Source organism: Blautia schinkii (assembly GCF_013304825.1).
Lineage (GTDB): Bacteria > Bacillota > Clostridia > Lachnospirales > Lachnospiraceae > Blautia_A > Blautia_A schinkii_B.
Map to the genome: position 1 here is coordinate 231860 of NZ_JAAWUO010000002.1, position 24351 is coordinate 256210.

At 43.7% G+C, this 24351-nt stretch carries 22 protein-coding genes and 1 pseudogene; 4 read left to right on the plus strand and 19 right to left on the minus strand.

Going from position 1 to position 24351, the window contains the following annotated elements:
• Nucleotides 1–6 precede the first annotated feature (6 nt).
• On the plus strand, nt 7–1782 hold the full coding sequence (gene mobQ / locus HFM85_RS02530) for a MobQ family relaxase (RefSeq protein WP_173738666.1): 1776 nt from the start codon (nt 7–9) through the stop codon (nt 1780–1782).
• 84 nt (nt 1783–1866) lie between these two features.
• On the opposite strand, the gene HFM85_RS02535 is transcribed toward mobQ, so the two are convergent.
• Nucleotides 1867–2229 carry a hypothetical protein gene (locus HFM85_RS02535; RefSeq protein WP_173738667.1) on the minus strand — a complete coding sequence of 121 codons (363 nt, stop codon included), beginning with the start codon at nt 2227–2229 and terminating at the stop codon, nt 1867–1869.
• Nucleotides 2230–2261: 32 nt separating this feature from the next.
• On the minus strand, nt 2262–2480 hold the full coding sequence (locus HFM85_RS02540; protein WP_173738668.1) for a hypothetical protein: 219 nt from the start codon (nt 2478–2480) through the stop codon (nt 2262–2264).
• A 334-nt stretch (nt 2481–2814) separates the two neighbouring features.
• Between HFM85_RS02540 and HFM85_RS02545 the strand changes: the two genes are divergently transcribed.
• On the plus strand, nt 2815–3522 hold the full coding sequence (locus HFM85_RS02545; protein ID WP_173738669.1) for a hypothetical protein: 708 nt from the start codon (nt 2815–2817) through the stop codon (nt 3520–3522).
• 566 nt (nt 3523–4088) lie between these two features.
• On the opposite strand, the gene HFM85_RS02550 is transcribed toward HFM85_RS02545, so the two are convergent.
• From HFM85_RS02550 to rsmH, 17 genes are all read right to left on the minus strand, one after another.
• The gene (locus HFM85_RS02550) at nt 4089–5408 is read right to left on the minus strand and encodes an aspartate kinase (RefSeq protein WP_119240481.1); all 1320 of its coding nucleotides are present in this window, start codon (nt 5406–5408) and stop codon (nt 4089–4091) included.
• A gap of 220 nt (nt 5409–5628) precedes the next feature.
• Nucleotides 5629–5910 (minus strand): DUF2325 domain-containing protein, encoded by a 282-nt coding sequence (locus tag HFM85_RS02555; RefSeq protein ID WP_015525835.1) that lies wholly within the window; start codon nt 5908–5910, stop codon nt 5629–5631.
• 133 nt (nt 5911–6043) lie between these two features.
• Entirely contained in the window at nt 6044–6724 is a 681-nt protein-coding gene (gene tsaA / locus HFM85_RS02560; RefSeq protein WP_173738670.1) for a tRNA (N6-threonylcarbamoyladenosine(37)-N6)-methyltransferase TrmO, read from the minus strand.
• A 79-nt stretch (nt 6725–6803) separates the two neighbouring features.
• Complete coding sequence (locus HFM85_RS02565) at nt 6804–7547, minus strand: DeoR/GlpR family DNA-binding transcription regulator (RefSeq protein ID WP_173738671.1); 744 nt, start codon at nt 7545–7547, stop codon at nt 6804–6806.
• 69 nt (nt 7548–7616) lie between these two features.
• Complete coding sequence (locus tag HFM85_RS02570) at nt 7617–7874, minus strand: HPr family phosphocarrier protein (RefSeq protein ID WP_015525831.1); 258 nt, start codon at nt 7872–7874, stop codon at nt 7617–7619.
• A 29-nt stretch (nt 7875–7903) separates the two neighbouring features.
• Nucleotides 7904–9817: a PTS fructose transporter subunit IIABC gene (locus HFM85_RS02575; RefSeq protein ID WP_173738672.1), complete on the minus strand. Its 1914-nt coding sequence runs from the start codon at nt 9815–9817 to the stop codon at nt 7904–7906.
• A gap of 20 nt (nt 9818–9837) precedes the next feature.
• Complete coding sequence (gene pfkB, locus HFM85_RS02580) at nt 9838–10749, minus strand: 1-phosphofructokinase (RefSeq protein ID WP_173738673.1); 912 nt, start codon at nt 10747–10749, stop codon at nt 9838–9840.
• A gap of 301 nt (nt 10750–11050) precedes the next feature.
• The gene (locus HFM85_RS02585; RefSeq protein ID WP_173738674.1) at nt 11051–11827 is read right to left on the minus strand and encodes an aminotransferase class IV; all 777 of its coding nucleotides are present in this window, start codon (nt 11825–11827) and stop codon (nt 11051–11053) included.
• A 70-nt stretch (nt 11828–11897) separates the two neighbouring features.
• Entirely contained in the window at nt 11898–13301 is a 1404-nt protein-coding gene (gene pabB, locus HFM85_RS02590) for an aminodeoxychorismate synthase component I (protein WP_173738675.1), read from the minus strand.
• 10 nt (nt 13302–13311) lie between these two features.
• Entirely contained in the window at nt 13312–13923 is a 612-nt protein-coding gene (locus HFM85_RS02595) for an anthranilate synthase component II (RefSeq protein ID WP_173738676.1), read from the minus strand.
• 113 nt (nt 13924–14036) lie between these two features.
• Nucleotides 14037–14246 (minus strand): DUF1858 domain-containing protein, encoded by a 210-nt coding sequence (locus HFM85_RS02600; protein ID WP_173738677.1) that lies wholly within the window; start codon nt 14244–14246, stop codon nt 14037–14039.
• 123 nt (nt 14247–14369) lie between these two features.
• Entirely contained in the window at nt 14370–15734 is a 1365-nt protein-coding gene (locus tag HFM85_RS02605; RefSeq protein ID WP_173738678.1) for an MATE family efflux transporter, read from the minus strand.
• A 125-nt stretch (nt 15735–15859) separates the two neighbouring features.
• On the minus strand, nt 15860–17251 hold the full coding sequence (gene pepV, locus HFM85_RS02610; RefSeq protein ID WP_173738679.1) for a dipeptidase PepV: 1392 nt from the start codon (nt 17249–17251) through the stop codon (nt 15860–15862).
• Complete coding sequence (locus HFM85_RS02615) at nt 17252–18517, minus strand: cytosine permease (protein WP_173738680.1); 1266 nt, start codon at nt 18515–18517, stop codon at nt 17252–17254.
• Between the two features lie 12 nt (nt 18518–18529).
• Nucleotides 18530–19678, minus strand: coding sequence for a PucR family transcriptional regulator (locus HFM85_RS02620; RefSeq protein ID WP_173738681.1), 1149 nt, complete (start codon nt 19676–19678; stop codon nt 18530–18532).
• A gap of 1 nt (nt 19679) precedes the next feature.
• A complete protein-coding gene (locus tag HFM85_RS02625; RefSeq protein WP_173738682.1) occupies nt 19680–20711 on the minus strand; it encodes a M29 family metallopeptidase in 1032 nt (343 codons plus the stop codon).
• Between the two features lie 203 nt (nt 20712–20914).
• On the minus strand, nt 20915–21967 hold the full coding sequence (gene rsmH / locus HFM85_RS02630) for a 16S rRNA (cytosine(1402)-N(4))-methyltransferase RsmH (protein WP_173738683.1): 1053 nt from the start codon (nt 21965–21967) through the stop codon (nt 20915–20917).
• A 157-nt stretch (nt 21968–22124) separates the two neighbouring features.
• Here rsmH and HFM85_RS16470 point away from each other — a divergent pair.
• Both HFM85_RS16470 and HFM85_RS16475 read left to right on the plus strand, forming a co-directional pair.
• Nucleotides 22125–22628 (plus strand): annotated as a pseudogene (locus HFM85_RS16470) (DUF1565 domain-containing protein); the annotation flags it as partial.
• Nucleotides 22629–23062: 434 nt separating this feature from the next.
• Nucleotides 23063–24151, plus strand: coding sequence for a right-handed parallel beta-helix repeat-containing protein (locus HFM85_RS16475; RefSeq protein WP_330594692.1), 1089 nt, complete (start codon nt 23063–23065; stop codon nt 24149–24151).
• The last annotated feature ends 200 nt before the right edge of the window (nt 24152–24351 follow it).

Below are 24351 nucleotides of genomic sequence, written 5' to 3' on the forward strand. Positions count from 1 at the left end.
TTATCTATGGCAATCTTTCAATTCCATATGCAGGTAATCAAACGGAATGACGGAAAAAGTGTTGTGGCCGCAGCCGCCTACCGTTCTGCAAGTAAAATAGAAAATCAGTACACCGGAATCATGGAGGACTACACCAAGAAAAAATGGGTGACACACAGCGAAATCGTGCTGCCGGAACATGCGCCGAAAGAGTTTCAGGACCGGGGATATCTGTGGAACTCTGTAGAAGAGGCAGAAAAAGACCGGAGGGCCAGACTCGCCAAAGAGGTCATGATTGCCCTTCCAAATGAACTGACACCGGAGGAAAACCTCCAACTGGTACAGGGATTTGTCCAGGATGCTTTTGTTTCTCAGGGCATGGTCGCCGATTTCAGCATCCACAATCCGCCTGTCACCAATGAGCAGCATATCCCTGTTGACCGGAACGGCCAGCCAACGAAGGATGAAAAAGACATGATTTTCCAGAACCCTCATGCACACATCCTTTTGACCATGCGGCCCCTGGATAAAAATGGGAACTGGCAGCCAAAGACACAGAAAGAATATCTCTGCAAACGCCAGGGAGAGACCGCAGCCTTTACCGCCGAGGAATTTATCCAAGTCAAGGCGGATGGCTGGGAAAAACAGTACCCGTACTTCAAAGGCCGGGAAAAAGTCTGGCTGACACCCTCTGAGGCCTACCTGGAAAACCTGGTGAGGGCATCCAGCAATCCCCGCTCCACTCCCTACGGACGGGAGAATCCGAAGATGAAGTACTGGAACTCCACGGATGCCATCTTTTCCTGGCGGAAATCCTGGGAAGAACATGTAAACCAGGCCCTGGAACGTGCAGGCATACCAGAAAGGGTGGACTGCCGCTCTTATCAAGCACAGGGTCTGGATGATATCGCCGGCATCCATCTTGGCCCTCATGGGGCAAAACAGACCAATTCCCAGCAGTATCAGATTAATGAAGATATCAAAAAACTAAATAAAAAGAATCAGGAAATCCGCCAGACTCTGAATGAACTGGAAGCAGAGATAAAACAAAAGAATGACCAACTCTACGAATCCATTGCAGAGCGCATGGGCTGGCTGCGGGGGGAAATCCTCTCTGCCCGGTATGACCTGGAGGACTTCCAGACACAACAGGAATATATCCAGAAAACAGCGCAGTCTCTCCAGGAATCAGTCATCCGTGTAAAAGCAGCCCGGGAGAATGTCCAGGAACGAGACCGGCAGGCTCAAAAAAACATTTCCACACTCAAGAAAGAACTGGAAGGAAATTTCCCTGCCTGGAGCAGCCGTCCTGATGAGATAGAAGCCTCAATCCAGGCAGAGGAAGAAGGCATCCGCTTCCGTCAGGAACGGCTGGGAAGGATTCTGAACGAGGAAGGCTTTTCCGATATCCAGGACTACGAAACCAAGGCCAGGATGCTGGCACAGATGGAATCCGACTTGCAGATGCTGGACCAGAAGATTTCCGCCTGCGAGGAACAGATACAGGAGCATACCCGCCGATATGAAAAACTATGCAGCCAGATACCCGATGATGTCTCACACCTGGCCGACTTCCGGGAACGTAGAAAAAGATGGTCTGACATTTACGGACAGCGGACTTCTGACCATATCCGCAAGCGGACCGGCAAGGTAAAAACCGAGACATTTGACCGAATCTTACATAAAACCGATTATGCCCTGAACCATACCCTCTACCTGGCTGGCCGGGCCGGATATCTGCTGGAAAGGCTGGACCAATCTACGCAAAAGACTGTAAGCGAAAACCAAGGGCGGAATTATTAATTCATTGCAATTTGATTCCACCAAAAAGGGAGAACAGCCCACACAACTGCTCTCCCTTCTTATTACACCCCGAAATCCGGGAACTTATTTTCCATAGACTTTATCATATGCTTCACATAATAAATCTTCCAGTTTCCCTCTCCGGCAATCCACGGTTTCCCAAAACTCCATCGGCTGATTTTCAAGATAATCGGAAATGTCTGTGTAAATCTCCTGTGCTCTTTTGTCTCTTGGGTCATCTTCACTTTCAGAATATGCAAACAGTTTCTGCGCTTTTTCCAAAAGTTCTTTTGAAGAATCACTCTCTTTTGCATCCTCCTTCCAGATATCCAGAAGGATATAACGCTGCGCATACAGGCTGAACATATTAAATAAAATATCCTTCTTTTTCCGTACCGCATCTCCTTCCAGGGATGTCTCGCCCTTTTTCATCTCTTTTGCATTCATGATAGTAAATTCTAAAGGTCGTGATGGAGATACTAAATAACTCCCTGGTTCACAGGATTTATTTCCTTTTCATCCATTCCTTTATTCTCACAATCATCTGTTACATAACTCATGAATCTATAAAGAAATGCTCTGCGGACAATCCTGCTGATTTCCTCTCCTACCCTTATATCTTCTGCATCCTCTGGGGCAGTAAAACAATCACAGATTTTCACGATGTTATTATTTAATTCAACATAATTCTCGTACATAAATGTACCTCCTCTATCAATAAGTCCCTTCCGGGAAAACAGTTTTTATGGTTTCACTCGCGAGTTCTTTTTGCTTACAAATCCATTATGTCACAAAGAAATCCACAATTCAAATTTTTGCGGAAAAGGTTACGCTCCGAAAAATAACCCGCAAAAAATATTTGTAGATTTATCCAAATTTGATTTTCCGCATATTTGCTTCTCCTTTCTTTTGGATTTCAACAGTAATATGCTGGATTTTCTCATCTTTTTAATAATTACGTCTTGACACTTGAAAATGTGTAAAACAGGAATATAATGATACTATAAATATACTGCAAAGGAGAATTTAGGTATGAAAAAACACATTAAACAACTTTTAATCACACTTCTTGCTTTGACATTGATTCTGTCAGGTTCTGTATGCGTACAGGCAAAAACCATTTCCAAGCCAGCCCAGGTACTTACCCTGTATTCCTCAAAATCATTGTCCTACACCGCAAGCAGAAGAGCATTTGCTACAGCAAATGAAACAGCATTAAACACTGACGTCTACATGAACCAGGGCGTTTCTTCTTACAAATCCTCTAATACTTCAGTGGTAAGCCTTGTTTCCAGAAAAGCCTATCCTCTGTATCAGAAAAATCCTGTCTCTTTTTCTTCATATTTTATGAAAGCAAAAAAAACAGGAACTGCTATTGTTTCCTACAAGTGCGGAAAAAATATTTACAAACAAAAAGTTACAGTAAAAAAATATGTAAACCCATTGTCATCTCTCAAAATCGGTTCTCTGAACCTGACATCCAAATTTAACAAAAACGCAAACTATACGTTGAGTTACAACAAATACAAAAATAAAAACATAAAATTACAAGTTAATAGCAAGAACGGATGGTATGTCTCAGGAATCCGTAAAATCAACAATCCAAAAGGTAGTGAAATGGGAATCTGGGTCAAGAACGGAAAAACATTTAAAATTACAAAAAGAAATACCTTTTTGACCGTCTATACATATAATCAGAAAACAACGCAGACAGAAGAATGTACAATTATTTTCAAATAATTTAACTCATAGATTGTTCCGCTGTTTTTGTCTGGTGCAATACTAATTATATGTGAATTAAAAAATAAGGCTAAGAGAATGCTGCACGCTGTTCTCCTAGCCTTTATATATAAATGTGTGTACACATTGTACTTAACCATATAAATTAACAAATTCTTTAAATATTGCTGTTTTTCCTCTCACATCACCTCTTTTTCCGCATATCTTTCCACAGATTGAAAGACAGCACCAATTACTGCTGACTATTGGCACTGTCTCTTTTTGACATTTCTTACATGCAACAGGGGGTGTTGCCAAACTGTTGCCAGTCGAATTTTGAGGACGCAGAGAGCCTTATTTCAAGCGATTTTGGGGTTTCGACACAATGTACAATATCTTTTGTCTTTATTTTGGAAATTCTGTCAGATTTGTTTGGATTTTTTTTGGAAAATAACATAAAAAATCCGCTCCGGAGTTTACGTTTCCGTATCCCCTGCAGCGGATTTTAAATGTTCAATTCTTCTGCTGTCCTGATAAAATTTCAACAGCTATCGGAACCCTTTCTTGCTATGATCCTGTAAACAGAATCAGATCCGTGTCAGAACAAAAATATCGTAGATTGCTCTGACAGCCTTCTCGAAGTCGCGGTTCTCTACACCGATGATGATATTCAGCTCACTGGATCCCTGATCGATCATCTTCACATTTACATTGGCATGAGCAAGGGCAGAGAAAATTCTTCCTGCTGTGCCTCTCTGAGATTTCATTCCTCTTCCTACAACTGCGATCAGTGCAAGATCGGACTCCATCTCAACAAAATCAGGCTGTACCAGACGGTGAATGCCTGCGATGACCTGCTGTTCTTTCTCTTCAAACTCATCCTGATGAACATATACTGTCATAGTATCAATACCGGACGGTACATGCTCAAAGCTGATACCCTGATCCTCAAATACCTGAAGAACTTTACGTCCAAAGCCAATCTCGCTGTTCATCATGGATTTCTCAATATTAATAGAGCAGAAGCCCTTCTTACCTGCAATACCTGTGATAGTAAATTTCGGTTTCTTGCAGGTGCTCTCTACAATAAGAGTACCTTTGTCTTCCGGACTGTTTGTGTTGCGGATATTTATCGGGATTCCCTCTTTACGGACAGGGAAAATCGCATCTTCATGAAGAACGGTAGCTCCCATGTAGGAAAGCTCACGGAGCTCTCTGTATGTGATCGCCTCGATCGGTTCCGGATTATGTACGATACGCGGATCTGTTACAAGAAAACCGGAAACATCTGTCCAGTTCTCATAGATATCTGCGTGGATCGCTTTTGCAACAAGGGATCCTGTTACATCAGATCCGCCCCTGGAAAATGTCTTAACTGTGCCGTCTGCGCATGCACCGTAGAATCCCGGGATTACTGCACTCTGGCATTTGCTGAGTTTTTTCGAAAGGAGCTTGTTGGTCTCCTCAGCTTCCAGATTACCGTTCTTGTCAAAACGGATCACAGAAGCCGCATCTACAAAATCATATCCAAGATATGCAGCCATGATCTTACCATTAAGGAACTCTCCTCTGGATGCCGCATACTGGATTCCTGCCTGTGCACGGAAATCCTCCTCAATCTTCTTGAACTCATCCTCAAGGGAAAGCGTCAGGCCAAGACCTTTGATAATCTCATAATATCTCTCTTTGATCGCTTTCAGCTTATCGGAGAAATCCTCTCCCTTGGAAGCTGCATCATAGCATCCGTAAAGCATATCCGTTACCTTAATGTCTTCGTCAAATCTCTTTCCCGGAGCTGACGGAACAACATAGCGGCGGCTCTCATCGCTGCGGATGATATCGCCGACTTTCTGAAACTGCTCTGCATTTGCAAGAGAACTTCCACCGAATTTTACAACTTTTTTCATGATAACACCTCTCACCTGTAATTTCGATACTGCTGTTCATTTTCCAAACGGCAGCATTTCGACTTCCTGCGTTGCTTTTCAGTTCATATCTCACTGCAACGCTTTACCACAGAAACCTATGGCTATTTTATTGAAAAACTCATGATTTTGCAAGTCTTTCCGCCAATTTCTGCAAAAAAAGTCAAATTATACAAGAGAAAAGGCTCATAAAACCTGTTTCTTATGCACAGTACTGCTTCAGGATATTCTCAAGAGCTGCAGCGCTGCTTGTATGGCAGCGACATACGGGGATTGATTTTTTCTTTGCTTCTTCTACTGCGCAGTTAACCATTTTGTGGGAAACTGTGCTTGTGAAAAGGATCATCAGATCCGGCACACCGATTTTTTTCTTCATAGCTCCTTTTTCTTTTGCAAAAACTTTTGCCTTACATCCGAACCCTTTGCAGATATCCTCATACTGACATACCATTCTTTCATTACCGCCTACAATTACAACGCTCATAATTTCACTCTCCTTTGATTCCTGAACTTTTTATATGGTTATTTCAAGCTAACTCATGGTTTAAAATATTGAGTTAGCATCTGCTAACTCTTTATCATGATACCATGCCTTAAAAAGTTTGTCAAAGGTAATTTTAATTATTTTTATATTCTGTAATGCCGCATACAGAAAGTACACCGTCCTTCACCTGAAAGTGAACATCCATCCCTGCAAAAGGCATTCCGTAGATCCTCCGAGGATCTTTCTGGTAGGCTGGTCTTGGATCTTCCCTGAGAACTCCCTTTAATGCTTCCAGCTTCTCCTCCGGGATCATGGCCACCCATTTTTGCGGAATCTCCACCTGCAGAAAATGCTGTTCTACTTTTTCCGCAAATCCTCCCAGTGCTTCCGGATGGCAGTCTGCTGCTGGGATATACGGTTTGATATCAAAGATCGGCGTACCGTCCATAAGGTCTGCCCCTGACACAACCAGTACCGGTCCCTCTTTACACTTAAGATCGATCTGTTCCAGTTTTACACAGGAAAGCCCTATAGAATTAGGTCGAAATGGAGATCTGGTGGCAAACACGCCCATCCTCTCATTTCCGCCAAGGCGTGGCGGCCGTACTGTGGGAGACCATTGCTCACGTACAGCCTCCGAAAATTCCCAGATCAGCCAGATATGGGAAAAATCCTCCAGACCTTTCACAGCTTCGCGTACTCTGTATTCCGGTTCAAAAACGATCCGGCCTGTCAGTCCCTCCACGCGGCCGCTCTGGCGGGGTATCCCGAATTTCGTTGGAAAATCACTCCTGATCTTTGCAATTATCTTCATATCTGTTTCCCCTTTTCCAGGATACTCGGAATTTTTTTATTTTCCATTCCTTTCACCTCTTCTGAACCGTTTTGTCTGCCTATGATACAACCTGAATATTTTGACAGTCTTTATATTCTCTTGAACAGCTTTCTGTCAGAATCTCTGCTCCGTCAAAAGCAAAGAATGTCACTGCACTGATCTGTCCGAACTTGGAGCTGTCTGATACCACATATTTCTCCAGGCATTGCTCCATAGCGGTACGTTTCACCAGTGCCTCATTTGCCTCCGGTGTTGTAAAGCCTTCTTTTTGTGTCATTCCGTTAGTTCCGAAAAATCCTTTGGTAAAATGGTAATTCTTCAGCATTTGCATGGCCTGGCTTCCGATTACAGCTTCTGTAGAACCTTTCAGTTCGCCACCGAGCAGAAGTACCCTGACCCCCATCTGTGCCAACGTTCTCGCATGGGAAACACCATTGGTCACAAAAGTAGCTCCTGAGCCTTCCAGATGCTCCAGCATATATCCCGTGGTGGTTCCGGCATCCAGATACACAAAATCCTCCGGCTGTATCAGAGATGCCGCATAAGCCGCAATCTTCTTTTTTTCTTCAGTATTCAGCTCGGATTTCTGTGCTACTGTAGGTTCATAGGCGTTCACTGTATGTTCCAGAGCTACCGCACCGCCAAAAACCCTGGTAAGCCTGCCTGCTTTATAGAGTGCCGTGATATCTCTTCGGACTGTGGACTCTGAGGCATCCAGAATATCTTTCAGCTCCGTCACTGTGACGCTCTTTTTTTCTCTGAGAAGATCGAGGATAATTTCATATCTCTGTTCTGTCAGCATCTTCTTTTCCTCCTTCAAAAAAACATCCCGATCACCAGACCGGGATGTTTCTTATTCTTCATTCAGGGATTACAGGTTCTCCTGCATGAATTTGCTTACTGCCTCGTATGCTGCATCCTCGTCTGCACCATCGAATGTGAAAGTAACCTCATGACCTTTCTTTACGCCAAGTCCCATAAGTGCAAGAAGTTTTCTGCACTCTACTGTCTTGCCGTCTTTCTCGATTGTGATCTTGGACTCGAAACCTTTTACAAGCTTCACAAGCTCTCCGGCCGGACGTGCATGGATTCCTTCGTTATCTGTTACTACATACTTGAATTCTTTCATTTCTTTATCCTCCAGATTATTTTTTTATTTTAAGCGACTTTCTTCTTCAGCACACCAAGAAGTACTGCTGAGATCAGAGTTCCGGCTACCAGTGCAACCAGGTACATCAGCGCATTGCCTACAACCGGGAATACGAAGATTCCACCGTGAGGTGCCATCAGTGTACAGTTGAAGAACATGGAGATTGCTCCTGCTACTGCAGAACCAACGATACAGGACGGAAGTACATGGATCGGGTCAGATGCCGCAAAAGGAATCGCTCCCTCTGTAATGAATGCAAGTCCCATGATAAAGTTAGTCGGTCCTGCCTCTCGCTCTTCTTTTGTAAATTTATCCCTGAACAGCAGGGATGCAAGTGCGATCGCACACGGAGGAGTCATACCTCCTACCATAACTGCTGCCATGATATCGTAGTTACCTGCTGCAATTGCAGCTGTACCAAATACATATGCTGCTTTGTTGAATGGGCCACCCATATCAATGGCCATCATTCCGCCAAGAACCAGTCCTAAAATTACTTTACTTGAATTTCCCATACCTGTCAAGGCATTATTTAATCCTGTGTTGATGCCGCCCATGATCGGCTCTACGATGAATGTCATGCAAAGTCCCATAAGAAGGACACCAACAACCGGATAGATCAGTACAGGTGCGATTTTTTCCAGTGCTTCCGGAAGTTTATCACAAACTTTACGAAGTGCAAGAATCAGATATCCTGCAAGGAAACCTGCGAGAAGAGCTCCCAGGAAACCGGACTTTCCGTTTGCTGCGATCATACCGCCTACAAGACCAACTGCAAGTGCAGGTCTGTCACCGATTGCCATTGCGATAAAGCCGGCCAGCACAGGAAGCATGAAGCCAAATGCTGTATCACCAATATGTTTCAGAACAGCTGCTACTGGTGTGATAGTACCAAAGTTTGCTCTCTGGTCTGCCGGAAGGGAACTTAAATCTACGCTTAAGCCATCGATCAGAAATGCAAGAGCAATCAGAATACCGCCGCCAACAACCAACGGAAGCATATGAGATACACCGTTCATCAGCTGCATGTAGATCTTGTGTCCTGCTCCGCCGCCTGCTTTTGCATTTGAGGAAGAACTCTGACTGCCTGCTGCCGCATGATATACCGGAACATCTCCGGAAATCGCACGTTCCACAAGCTGGTCTGCTTTGCTGATTCCATCGGAAACCTGACATTCGATGACTTTCTTTCCGTCGAAACGATCCATCGGAACTTTGGCATCTGCTGCCACGATAATACAGTCTGCTTCCTGGATCTCTTTGTCAGTAAGTACATTTTTTGCTCCGCCGGAGCCTCTTGTTTCTATTTTAATGAAGCAATCTTTCGCCTTGGCTGCTTTTTCCAGTCCTTCTGCTGCCATGTAGGTGTGGGCAATACCTGTCGGGCAGGAAGTAACTGCCAGCAACCTGGCCCTGGCTCCTTCGGAACTTCCAGTGTCTGCCAGTCTCTCATCAATATCCTTCTTCTCATTGTCTGCCTTGTCGATGATCTCCATAAATTCGTCTACAGACCCTGCATTACGTAAGGACTCTGTAAAATTGTCATCCATCAGCATTACAGAAAGTTTGCTGAGTACATCCAGATGAATATTGTCTTCTGTATTCGGTGCTGCGATCAGAAAAAGCAGTGTAACCGGCTCATCGTCCAGAGCTTCGAACTCCACGCCGTTTTTTACAACCATGGCTGCAAGTCCCGGTTTCTTTACTGCGTCACATTTTCCATGAGGAATGGCGATTCCCTCACCGATTCCTGTTGTGCTCTCTTCCTCTCTTAAGTATACCTGTTTCCGATAAGCTTCTCTGTCGCTGATCTTCTCGCTCTTTACCATAAGATCAACGGCCATGTCCAAAGCTTCGGATTTACTCTTCGGTGCTGCATCCAGTGAAATGCTCCGTTTATCGAGCAGGTCTGTGATTCTCATCTTTCCTTCTCCTTTCTTCCTTACCCCTCTGTTACCTGTTTATATACAGCCTGAACCTCTTCCTTTGTGGCAAGATTTTCAGAAAATGCACTTGCGCTTCCTGCGGAAATTCCCATATGGAATGCGTGCTCATAATTCTGTTTTTCCATCCAGCCTGCCATAAAGCCTGCTACCATAGAATCTCCTGCTCCTACACCATTTACCAGTATTCCCTTTGGTGCCGGTTTCTCAAATACCTGTCCGTCCTCTGCTACCAGGACAGCACCTTCACCGGCCATGGAAATTAATACGTTTCTGGCACCTTTTTCCTGGAGTTTCTTTCCATAAGGTATCACATCCTGACGGGTTTTAAGTTCCACCCCGAAGATTTCTCCCAGTTCATGGTTGTTGGGTTTCACAAGGAACGGATGATATTTCAGTACATTCACAAGAAGATCTCTTGTTGCATCCACAACGATCATTACGCCTTTTCCGTCCAGCCTCGCCATGATCTTCTCGTACATATCATCCGGCATGGAGGATGGTATGCTTCCTGCAAGGAAAAGCACATCTCCTTCTTTCAGGGTATCTAGCTTCTCCATCAGCTCCTGAACTTTATCACTGCTGATCTTGGGTCCCATTCCGTTGATCTCAGTTCCGTCAATGGATTTCAGTTTCAGATTGATTCTGGAAACGCCCTCCGGGATTTTGATAAAATCGGATTTCACTCCCATTTCCCTGAGCTTTCTTACAATCTCATCTCCTACAAATCCAGCCATGAAGCCAAGTGCTGTATTCTCGATTCCAAGATTCATCAGCACTGTGGAAACGTTGATTCCCTTTCCGCCCGGAAGCATCAGCTCGGAACTGGTTCTGTTGGTAAGTCCAAGTTTAAAATCTTCCACGGAAACGATATAGTCCAGAGATGGATTAAAAGTAACTGTGCAGATCATTTTTTCTCCTCCCATATTTCTATAATTGCGGCTTTCTGACCGCTTTTTGTTGTTTCTCATTTGTTGAGATTAGTATACTTCCAAATTCATTCAAAGTCAATCAAACTAGTTCACAAAATTCATGACTGATTTTGGTTGAGTTTGCACAAAAAAAGTGCATCATACCTAGTTTTTCCAGGTCAACACACTTTTATTCTGATCTTATTCGAATGTTTTTGACTGTATTTTATTGTCATTCCAGTTATATCAATAAATCAGCATATTTATTTTTCTAATTTTTACCCATTTCGTTCACGTTCATTCATATACAGTGAAGATAAATATTCTTCTGATATTTTTTCATCAGCTCTTTCGTCACCGTATCCTCTTTAAACCGAACTCCTCCGATCTGACGTACCGGCATGATTCCCATCAGAGAATTGGTCACAAAACATTCCTGATACCATTTCAGATCCTGAACATAGATATCTGTTTCTTTTACCTCTTCACTTTCACAGAGATACTCCCGCAGGATTCCGGGAAGAAGACCGCAGCTGACTTCCGGTGTGCAGATCACACCTTTTCGTACAAAAAAAACATTACTCACAGTTCCTTCCGAAATCTGCTCCTTTGTATTAAGAAAAAGTCTCTCGTCCATTCCAGCAGCCGCAGCATTTCTTTTTTCCAGGATACAGTCTCCGTAATTCATAGTCTTATGATATACCAGCGGAGAAGTTTCATTTCGTTTTACCTCACTGATATCCACGTAAAAACCCTTCTCATATTTCTCAGGTGTATAATGATTGGCACGCAGAGAAAAAACTTCGTTTTCTTTTGTGAGCATCACCTTTAATCCGCAGTGTTCCAGATTTCCAAATTCATCCTGTACTTCTTTCTGCGCTTTCTGTTCTTCCAGATACTTTATGATCTTCTGCACTGTGATGCCCCGCTCTGCAAGATCACCCAGATTCAGGAATACAGCTGCACGCTCCAGTCTTTTCAGATGCTTTTCCAAAAGTATGGGGGCTCCCTGCTCGATCCCTATTGTTTCAAAAGCTCCAAGACCAAACTGAAAACATTCGTCCAGTATCACGTTCATATATGTTCTCCTCTTTTCTTATATCCACGCATTGTGCTCCTGTACTGTCCAATAAGATCATCCGCGTTTGCTACTGCAATGCCTCCAGGATTGCTTTGGCTTTCTGCAAAGTTTCTTCATATTCAAATTCCAGATCTGACTCTGCAGTGATCCCGCCCCCAACACCAAGATGATATTTTTCTTCCTTATGAAGTGCTGTACGGATCACAATATTGAAATCACAGCTTCCATCCAGTGTCAGATATCCGATAGAACCTGTGTAAAGATTACGTTTACCATGCTCCAGCTCGTCAATGATCTCCATAGCCCGGTATTTCGGTGCACCTGTGATGGAACCGCCCGGAAATGCAGCTTCCAGAAGATCCATAACGTTTTTGTCATCTGCAAGTGTTCCTCCTATATCAGATACCAGATGAAAAACCGTTGCATAAGCTTCCACTGTAAAAAGTTCTGTTACTTTTACACTTCCAGGCGTGCATACCCGGTTCAGATCATTTCGTTCCAGATCTACGATCATCAGAAGCTCACTTTTATCTTTTCCGGAATCTTCCAGTTCCTTCCGGAGCATTTCGTCTTCCTCAAGTGTTGCACCACGTTTTCGGGTTCCTTTTATCGGACGGGTATTTACATGACGGTCTTTCATTTTCAGAAAACGTTCCGGAGATGCACAGATGATCTGATAATCTCCGAAATCCATATATCCGCCAAATGGTGAAGGATTGTTTTTTCGAAGGTCATAAAAAACATCCAGAGGCTGCTTTTCGCTTTCAATGGTCAGCTGCTGAGTCATATTAGCGATGTAAATATCTCCTTCTATGATATAACGGATCATTCGGTCTACAGCCTGTTTGTACTCTTCTTTTTCAAAGTTTGGGTGAACCTGAATCTTAAATTTCTCACGGTGAGAAACCGGATCAGTTATCTTTTTCTCTGCCTCTGATACTGATATCTTACCAAATTTCACATTTTCCTGAATCTCTTTTTCCATTGACCGGATCAGCTCCGGGGCATTCCCTGTGATTCCGTTGGTCACAAGATAAGTTCTTTTTTCCCTGCAGTCTTCCACGATAAAACAGTCATAAAATGTCAGTACTGCTTCCGGGATCGTCACAAGATCTTTTTCTCCTGTAGGAACTCCCATCTGTTCTCTTCCATAATCATAGGAAAAATATCCTATCGCACCGGATACGATCGGCAGCGGACATTCATTCTTATCCTCATGTGTATTAAGATATTCCCGCATGTAATCTTCGAATGTTTTTCCCGTTTCAGGTTTTCCGTTAACTGTAAATGCGTCTCCGTCTTTTACCAGTTTGAGATAGGGAGCTCTTCCTATAATAGAGTACCGCCCCAGATCATTTACAAGGGAAGAATCCAGAAAAGCACACCCTGCTTCTTTCTCGTAGATGCGGAAGATATCTGCTGCCGGAATGTATGGTTTCAGTTCTTTTATGATACGCTGATTATTATACATGTTTTACTCCTTATGCTGTTTTCTCTGTCAGTTCTTCTTTTTCTTCCTGAAACTGCTCCGCGATCTTACAAAAATTCTCCAGAAGTTCGTGCCCATATTCTGTAAGAACAGCTTCCGGATGGAACTGCACTCCATACAGAGGAAGTGTTTTATGGGAAATTCCCATCACCGCTCCATCATCCGAAACTGCATCTACCTGATATTCTTCCGGCAGGCTGTCTCCGCGGACGATCAGCGAATGGTATCTTGTTACCTTAAATTTTTCCGGCAGATCTGCGAATACACCGGTTCCGTAGTTGCGGATCTCTGTAACTTTCCCATGCATAGGACGGCTGCCTTTTTCTACTACTGCGCCTGCACAGTGTCCCAGAACCTGATGTCCCAGACAAACACCCAGAATCGGAATCCTGCCCTGAAATCTTTTTACCGCTTCTACACAAAGTTCTGCATCCCAGGGTCTTTTCGGACCTGGAGAGAGGATGATTCCTTCAGGGTTCAGTTCTTCCAGTTCCTCCAAAGTGATCTCATCACAGCGTTTCACCAGGATCTCTCTTCCCAGTTCCTGAAAATATGCTTTCAGATTATAAACAAATGAATCAAAATTATCGATCATTATATACATGATTTTTCCTCCCAACAGTAAAGACAAAAAAAGAGATAACAACAGGCATGCCTAATAAACATGCACAGTCGTTATCCCTTACGGTCCGTAATCTGTACGTTCAATATAGATTGTTATTTCTGGTTCTTGGTCTCCTCATAATGATGGATATCAGCCAGTACTGCGTTTACATCAAGTCCATGTACCATGCATGCCTCCTCAAGAGACTCACCGATAGAAGACGGGCAGCCGATGCAGTGCATTCCTTCCTGCATAAGAATGTATGCGATCTTCTCATCGTATGCAAGCATTTCACCCATTGTTGTTTCTTTTGTGATTTCCATGATCTATATTCTCCCTTCTGGATCTTCGTTTTTAACCGGAATTCCGGAACAGCCGGGATTCTTTGCAGTTATAGTATCATTATAACTGCATATCCCATAATTGCAAGCCCCAAAATTTATTTCTCAAACCTTAACGGTTTGTTTTTCGTTTTTCTTCCATTTCCGCATTACATAGATGTAATACGGAATCAGTGGAATCAGTGCGGCGATCCATGCAGCCGGATCAGCCAGACATACACCTGCGAAGCTTGTTTTTCCGGCAACAAACATAACGATAGCACTTCGTGCCACCAGCTCAAACACACCACCCAGCATTGGAACAAGGCCATATCCCAGTCCCTGCAGACCGTTTCTGTAAAGGAAAATACTTCCAAGGAACGGATATGCCCAGAATACTGTGTGAAAATATGTAACGGAGACATTGATCACATCTGTCTGGGAACGGTCAATAAACAGCCATGTCATATATTTTCCGAAGAAAAACATTACGATCATAGTCACAACACTCCAGATCAGGATCATGATCTGGGTGTAACGCATACCTTCATGTACACGATCCATTCTTCCTGCACCGCGGTTCTGTCCCACATAAGTCGCAGTAGTCGCTCCAAAAGCCACAAATACCGTTGCAATGATATTCTGGATCTTTCCTGCTGCAGAAAATCCTGCCATATATACAGATCCATAAATATTTACCGCTCCCTGCACAATGATAGTTCCGATGGCTGTGATGGAAAACTGCAGTCCCATTGGAATACCCAGTGCCAGAAGATAACGGAAACTGGTAAATGAAATCTCGAAATCTGCTTTTTTTAGATGCAGAATCGGGAACTTCCTGATGATAAATATCAGGCAGCAGATTGCTGAGATCGCCTGTGCGATAACCGTTGCATAGGCACAGCCCTCAACTCCCATTCCTCCTTTTACAATAAATGCAATATCCAGTGCCACATTAATGGCCGCTGAAATAATCAGGAAATACAGTGGCGATTTGGAATCTCCCAATGCACGAAGGAAAGCCGCCAGGGAATTATACGCAGCTGTTACAATCAAACCTGCATAGATGATCCCCATATATCCTTTTACAGAACCCATCAGCTCCTCCGGTGAGTTCATCAGCCGCAGGATCGGCTCATTCAAAGCCTCCAGTCCAATAGTCATCACAATGGCAAAAGCCGCTGCAAGATAAATAGACATGGCTACATAATGGCGCATCTTATCATACTGCTTTGCCCCGAACCACTGGGACACCAGAATGGCAAAACCACTGCTCAGTCCATTAAGCCATCCTGTTACAAAAAACATCAGCGACCCAGTGCTTCCAATAGCAGCCAGCGCATCCACACCCAGGAACTGTCCTGCTATAATAGAATCTGCAATGTTGTAAAACTGCTGAAAAATATTTCCAAGACACATAGGGATCATAAACCGGATGATCAGCTTCACCGGGTTTCCCACAGTCATATCATTGGTTGTGTCTTTTCCCATTTTTCGCTCAACTCCTCTCCCCAAAATCTCAGTATTTATTCTTTGTAAACTTATTTATTATATCAAAAAATATCCCGGATATCAACGCATTCCAGGATATTTTTGTAAATTATTATATGATATTTTTATCTGTATTCTGTCATCAGTTTATGAAGGCCTTTTACAAAAATCTCCGTCATTTTCTGAAAACTGTCAATACTCAGAAATTCATTTGCCTCATGTGCCAGTTCTTCCTCATATGGGAACAGAGGTCCAAATGCCACAGCATTTGGAAGTGCTCTTGCATAAGTAGCTCCTCCGATCGCCATTGGCTCTGTATCCATGTCTCCCGTTACTTCCTGATAAGCTGACATCAGACACCGAATCAGAGATGAGTCCTTTTTATGGTACACTGGTGCCAGATAATCAATTTCATTATAAAGGAAACCATATTTTTTCAGCTGTCGCTCAAGTAACTCTCTGATATCACTGTATTCTACAGATGCAGGATAACGGATATTACACTGAAGAAGGATCCTGCCATTTTCATCCATATTTACAGTTCCCACATTAAAAGTCAGTACCCCTGCCGGATCTTCCATGGCGCAGCCCAGACGTGCTCCGTCATAGTCCATTCCAACAGCCTGATGAAACTGCTTCATATAAGAAGCATGGGAAAGTTTTTCCCCGAACTGTCCCAGTGTTTCCAAAAGACAGGAAACTGCGTTGAAGCCTTTTTCCGGGCTCATGCAGTGTGTACTGATCCCTCTGACGGACAGTTTCAGGAATCCATCTGCAATTTCCACTGTCACCTGTTCCGGAAGTTCAAGATTTTCTGCTGTTTTTTCCGGATCTTCACATTTCAGAAGGCAGCTAGCTTCATCCGGGACAATATTTCTGCTGCGGCCACCTTTTAATTCCACAATCTGTATCTCGGCCTTTTCATCCGAAGTCTCCGCAGAAGTAAGATCAAAATCAAGAAGTCCTTTTTCACAATATAAAAGCGGAAAATTGGCATCTGGTACTACAGAGACCTGTGGAAGTGTTTCCGCATGATCCAGATAATACCGGATACACTGCCAGCTCTCTTCCTCATCTGTTCCCACGATCATCCGAAGGCAGGCATCTTCCGGAATCATCTGATTGTCTGCCAGATATTTCATGGCAAACAGGGAAGCTACCAACGGTCCTTTGTCATCAGAAGTTCCTCTTCCATAAAGTTTTCCGTCCTTTTCCACAGGCTCAAAAGGTTCTGTATTCCAGCCTTCTCCTGCACTGACTACATCTGTATGGCAGAGGATTCCTATCATCCTGCTTCCTTTTCCAGCTGTGATCTCTCCTGCATATCCGTCATAATTTTTCACCTGAAATCCCATTTGCTGTCCCATATTCAGGACGTACTCCAGAGATCTCCGGATATTTTTTCCAAAAGGAGCTCCTTTAGAAGGTGTATCCTCAAAAACCCCAGGGATAGCCACCAGTTCACTTAAACGTCTGACCATCTCCGCTGTATTTTTTTCCATGTATTCTTTAATCATTTATTTTTCACCTTTTTTCACCAGTCTCCATATCAGATACAGGATTCCGGACACCAGCATTCCATTGATAAAAGAAATTCCCACAGTCAGAAATGTAGCTGCAAAACCAGCTGCCCAAGTTACAATTCCTGCCACGGACCAGCCTTCACGAAGTGTAAAGCTCTCTGCCTTTCCTTTTCCAAGTATCCAATATTCCACAATAAACAGAGCAATGATCGGCATAAACGCATTTCCAAGAAGTGTAAGGAATCCTTCAAAATTTCCGGCTACACCAACAGCTGCCAGTACAGTCCCTATAGCGCCAAGAACAACAGTAGCCACAGAACGTCCGCTTTCTTTCAGGTTAAATACCATAACTGCATTCAGACCTGCACTGTAAGCATTCGTTGTATTGGTTGTCCATGTTGCAAGGATCAGCACCACCATACCAAGAAATGACAGTCCGATTTCAGAAAATACAAGAGAAATATCATACTGCTGTGCAATTCTTGTCATCACTGCACCAAGGATCAGCATAGCCATTCCTGCCGGCATTACACCGATAGCAGAAGAAAGAACTGTATCTTTTCTTGTTCTCTGATATCTTGTAAAATCAGGTGCATTCAAGGCGCCGGTAGCCATGAAGCTGATCGTAAGCACTACGCCGTCTGCAAAACTCATAGACGGATCTTCGATCACCATACTTAAATTTCCTGTTCCAAAACGCTGAATTGCTGCCACACATCCGATCACAGTAACGATCACAAGTGCAGGAATGGCAATCTTGTTCAGTTTGTCCAGGGCATTGATTCCATATACTGCTGTGACTAGCATGATCACGCCCCACACAACTGTTGATACCGGAATCGGAATCTTTACCCCCGTACCAGTTTCGATCAGATTGGAAAACGCGGATCCGCACACACCATTCTGTACTGCAAACCAGCCAATCATGGAGATCATGAACAGTGCAGAGATCAGTTTTGATGAGCCCTGTTTTCCAAAAACACCGGATGCAACAACACATGTCGGTACTCCGAGATCGCTTCCCATAATCCCGCAGAATATCATCAGTGCCACGATCACTGCATATCCGATTACTCCTGACCAAATAGCCTGTGACATCGGCATGGATTCTGCCAGGATTCCTCCCAGCATCAGACTTGGCACACAGATCATGATTCCTGCCTGGATCATGGCAACGTCTGCCCAGCTTTTTCTTTCTTCCATCGGAACCTGCTCCAGTGTGACAGATTCCACATTTCCTGCTTTCTTTTCCTGTTCCACTCTCATACCTCTTTATTCTTTTTTTATCTCCAGCATGGATTCGATCCGCACAGCCAGAGAAATAATCTCATGAAAAAGCAATGGCTGCTCTTCTACATCCAGATAATTTCTCAGACGGTTGATGCGATAACGGATGGTATTCTCATGCTGTTTCAGTTTTCTGGCAGTTTCTCTAAAATCTCCATTGCACTGTACATATGCCCTTGTTGTAAGAAGTATATCCTTCATGCCTTCTTCTGTAGTTTTTGCTGCGATTTCGCGGCAAAATTCATCATAGAATTCCTGCATTTCCCGGCTTCCCCGGATAGGGAGAAGAAGCTGCTGCGGAGACAGCGGATCATAAATCTGTAATCTCCGTTCTGACGCCTGCGCCATATCCAGCGCATCCCCGGCTTCCAGAATTGTCCGTTCTACACGGTACCTGGCATAAGGTCTGCCAATGCCAAGTCTGCTTTTATGGCAACTTCTCAAAAGCTGTTCACACACCACAATTCTATGCTGTTCCAGCTCCCTCATGGAATCCGCACTTAAAATACAGATATCATAATTATCCGCCGGAATGAATATATCAAAAGCCGAACATACTTCTCCGGCTGCTTTTTTCCGTGAGCTTTTTCTCTGATCATCCCGAATATAGACAGCCTGAACATACTCCCTGATCCCCGGATTAATACTGAAAAGGATCTTCATACGTTCCTGCGGCAAAGTCCTCGATGCCAGGATCTTATCCAGCTTCAGCTGATTAAGTACATTTGTCTGTTCCTCCAGGATACACTGATTGATAACACCAAGAACCTCTGCATAAGAAATATCTTCCCTCATACAGATAACAGGAAACCTTTTTTCTTCACAGAAAACGAGCATTTCTTCTGAAAAAAGCTCTGCACGCTCTTCCATCATCACACACAGTCCGCTACAATTTCCTTTTACAAGAAGCTCCAGAACCCGCATCAGTTCTTCCGATCCCGGCTGGAACTGCAAAAGGGATGTAATAAAAAAATCTCCAGGTGCCAGGATATCTTTTTCCAGAACATCCTCTTTAAATGGCGCATCAAAAACAGATGCCCTTTTTACGATCCTGTCAAGACCTGTCTTCCCGGACAGAATTTTTATATTTTTAAACAAAGGTGCATTTAAAACCTGCAATAAAGATATATTCATATTATTCTCTAAACGCAGCCAGTTCTTTCAGATATGGATCTGTGATCTTGCCCGCATCCATGATCTGTACACCATCAAGCCATACAGAAGAATTCAGACAGATACCATCACAATGAGATTTTGCATCCTGTCCATGTGGCGGTGCATCAAACGGACTGACATACCCGATTCCCCATTCTGTGGAGCCCCATACACGCTCATCCTCCACAATATTTCCTGTAAGGATCGCGCCTGGATTAAAACCATACGCAATATGCGCAAGCTTGAACATTCCTTCATCTTCAAAGCTTTTCAGATGCTCTTCAAAAATGGCTGCATCACGGCCTCCTTCAATTTTTACGATTTTACTGTTTTCAATAGTAAGTCGGATCGGAGCATCCGGTGTTGTTCCAAAAGGCGGTGTCACTGATCCGTCAAAAACGATCACTCCATTGATACTTCCAAACTGCGGCACAACATTGATCTGGCCCGTAAGCATATGGATTCCAGGTACAGTTGCATTTCCGCAGTCACATGCTGTGTAATGGGCTGGATCGATCTCAAATGAAACATCGCAGCCTGCCGGAGTTGTGACACGCATGTTCTTCGCATTTTTTGTTTTTTCAGTGATAGCAAGCATAAATTTTTTCAGCTGTTCTGTCTCCACATTGCCGATAGTACGAATCATCAGATCCGGATTGAAATCTACCAGGCACATGTAACGCATTTTTTTATTCTCTGCTTCTGCACGCTCAAACGGTGTGGAATAAAGAAGCCACTGATGATTGAACTCGATCCATACATCTGCACAAAGAAGTGCTGCGCTTAACGCGTCGACCGGAAGATCCGGGTCTGCTGCTTTTCCCACTCCCCCTGGTGTGGGCACTGAAATTACCATAGCATGTGCACCTGCATTTTTCGCACTGTTTTTTACTGCTTCTACAACAGATGCATCCGAATCATCATCTGCTGTGATGATCACGGTTTCTCCGGATTTTACACCGAAAATTTCTTTTACCAGCTTATCTGCCGCTGTTTCAAGTGTGATATTCATGTTTTTTTCCTTTCCAATTCGTAGTGTCCCGAAAAAACTTTATCTGATCTGTAATGTTTCTGAGTCACCGTAATTGTTTAACATGATAACACAATGATTTTTCAATTTGTATGGAATTATTCTAAAATACAAACCAGGAATTTGTAATTTCTTCAAAGCATAAGCCATGGCACATCTTTTTGCCATGGCTTATGGATCATCCTTTATGCTTTTATCGCCCAGCGCATCTTCGTTGATCTGGCTCTGCCGTTCTGGGCACACTCCAAGGCAGACGGACGGATCACATCTTTGGCGTAATCGGAGTAGATGCCTTCTTTATACCCCTGTTTCAAGGCTTTCTTTACCAGCTTATCCTCTCCTGAATGGAAAGTGAGTATTGCCACTCTTCCACCTGGTTTCAGCACTCCCGGAAGTTTCTCCATGAATTCATAAAGAACTTCGAATTCTCGGTTTACATCGATACGCAGAGCCTGAAAAACTCTCTGGCATGTTTTTTTCACAGTGTCTTTCCGCTCCTTCTCCGGAAGGGAGGATAATGTTCTTTCGATGACTTCGCGGAGTTTAGTAGTGGTATCTATGCGATTCCCTCTTCGGATCTCATCGGTGATTGCTTTGGCGATTTCCTCGCAGTAAGGCTCATCGGAATTCTCATCCAGCATTCCTGCAAGTTCCTCTCTGGAAATCGTATCCAGACGCTCTGCTGCACTGATTCCTGCCTCCTGGTTCAGCCTTAAGTCCAGCGGACCGTCCACCTTGAAGGAAAAACCTCTCCTGGGATTGTCGATCTGCATGGAAGATACTCCAAGATCTGCAAGAATAAAGTCAAAACCGCCTGCTTCTTTTGCAATCTCATCAATGGTGCAGAAATTCTGAAGCTTCACTGTCAGCATATCTTCCCCGAATCCCAGATCTGCCAGACGTTTCTTCGTCCTGGCTGATTCTTCCGGATCCACATCTGTGGCATATATATGTCCCTGGCCTTTCAGACATTCCAGCATGGCTTTCGTATGACCGCCATATCCAAGTGTCGCATCAAATCCAATCTGTCCCGGCCTGATATCCAGAAAATCAATGATCTCTTTTACCATAATGGAAATGTGCATTCCCGCAGGTGTGTTGCCCTTGCTGATCACATGTTCAATGGTATCCTTATACTTCTCCGGCTGAAGCTCTTTATATTTCTCCTCGAATTTCTTCGGGTATTTTCCTTTATAACGCACACGTCTCTTGTGCGGTGTCTGTGATTCCTGGTTCATAATGTCTCCTTTATAATTATATTCTCTCACTGCACATTTTTATCATGTACACATGATACCATGATTTTTTTTCTTCGTAAACCACCGGAAACAAGTTCCTGCATTTCACATTTTCTGATATAATTCTTTATATACTAATGATCGGGAGGGTTTGAAAATGATAATTTATGTTGATGGTTCTGCTCTCCGTCCAGGTGACGGAACCGAAAGATCCCCATTCAAAACTATTTCAGAAGCTGCCGCAAAAGCTCTTCCAGGTGATGAAGTTCTTGTTGCACCTGGTATCTACAGGGAGGCTGTTGATCCGCGCAATTCCGGAACTGCCACCAAACGGATCACCTACCGCTCCGCCCAAAAAGGTCAGGCTCATATCACGGGCAGCGAACCTGTAAAAAGCTGGTCCCATGTAGAAGGAAATATATGGAAAGCAACGATCCCAAACGGAGTTTTCAGTGATTACAATCCCTTCACCACCCTGGTGTCCGGTGACTGGTTCATTGCTTCCATGATCGCGCACACAGGAGATGTTTTTCTTGATGAAAAATCCATGTACGAAGTCACAGACTTTGAGCAGGTAAAAAATCCGTTAAAAAGCCAGACTTCCTGGGATCCTGAATTCTCTTTGTACACCTGGTATACTGAGCAGGATGAAGAAAAAGATCAGACAATTCTTTACGCCAACTTCCAGGAGAAAGATCCTAACAGAGAAAATGTAGAGATCAGCGTAAGAAAGAATTGTTTTTATCCTTCCAGTGAGGGAATCGGCTACATTACTCTTTCCGGCTTTAAGATCAGCCAGGCAGCCACTCAATGGGCTCCTCCAACCGCTTACCAGGAAGGAATGGTCGGCCCTCACTGGTCCAAAGGATGGATCATTGAAGACTGCGAGATCTATGAAGCCAAATGCAGCGGAATTTCTCTTGGAAAATATCTCCAACCGAATAACAACAACAAATGGATGAAATGGAAATATAAAGATGGAACTCAGACAGAACGTACTGCATCTGCCAGGCTTCCTATGAAGGATGGGATAAAGAACATATCGGCTCCCACATCATCCGAAGATGTGACATCCATCACTGCGGTCAGACCGGTATTGTCGGACATCTGGGAGGTGTTTTTTCCATTATTGAAGATAATCACATCCACCATATCAACAACAAGCAGAACCTGGCCGGCGCAGAGATCGGCGGTATCAAAATGCACGCAGCTATCGATGTGATCATCCGCAGAAACCATATCCACAACTGCACCAGAGGAATCTGGCTGGACTGGCAGGCACAAGGAACACGCGTTACCGGAAATCTTTTTCATCATAACTGTCTGCCGGATGATTTCACAGACTGTGAAAAAGCATACAATAGTGTAGGCGAAGATCTTTTTATCGAGGTATCTCATGGACCTACCCTGGTAGACCATAATCTGATGCTCTCCGACCGTTCCCTGAAGCTTGCCACACAGGGCGTTGCGCTTGTACATAACCTGATCTGCGGTTCTCTTGTTTCCGTTGGAATCGGAACGGATAATGGTGCTCCCATCATTCCATCTCCGCGTTATACACCATACCATGTACACCATGGAACTCAGATTGCAGGATTTATGACGATCCTCCACGGAGATATGAAATTTTACAATAACATTTTTATTCAGAAAAAAATCCGTTCCTGCATGAAAGCATTATCTGAACTTATGGAAAGCGACGGCAACATGTGGGATAACTGCAATATGATCACCGGTACTTCTCCATATGATGAATATCCGACTTTTGAACAATGGAAAAAGAATTTCGAGGGCTACTGCGGAATGGGATCTGATGTGGGTGATCTCTATTATGAACACCTTCCTGTGTGGGCGTCCGGCAACTGCTATTTCAACGGTGCACGCCCCTGGAAAAAGGAATCCGATGCCTTTTCAGACACAGAAAATACTGTCAGCATCTCCCTGGAGCAAAAAGACGATGGCTGGTATCTTCATACCAATCTCTATGATTTTCTCCCGGAAAATAGAGACGGCATTATCTCCACAGAAACTCTTGGAATAGCTTTTGAACCGGAACAGAAATATGAAAATCCGGATGGTTCTCCGATAATTTTTAATCAGGATTTCTCTGGTGAGCATAGAGATGTCCTTACCTGTGCAGGGCCGTTTATAAATAAGGAATCTGCATCCCGTAAAGTGTTTTAACTGAATCTTAATCAGACAATAAACCTTCATCTGATGATCATTCTGTTCATATCACAGAACAGTATCAGCAGGTGAAGGCTTATTTCGTTATGATAATTATTCAGACATTCACAGTTGAACTATAACGCTTCTTTGGTTCAATTTAATTTCATTCGAGAAGTCGTGTACTATCAAATATCTGCAAAAAAGCCCTGACAGTC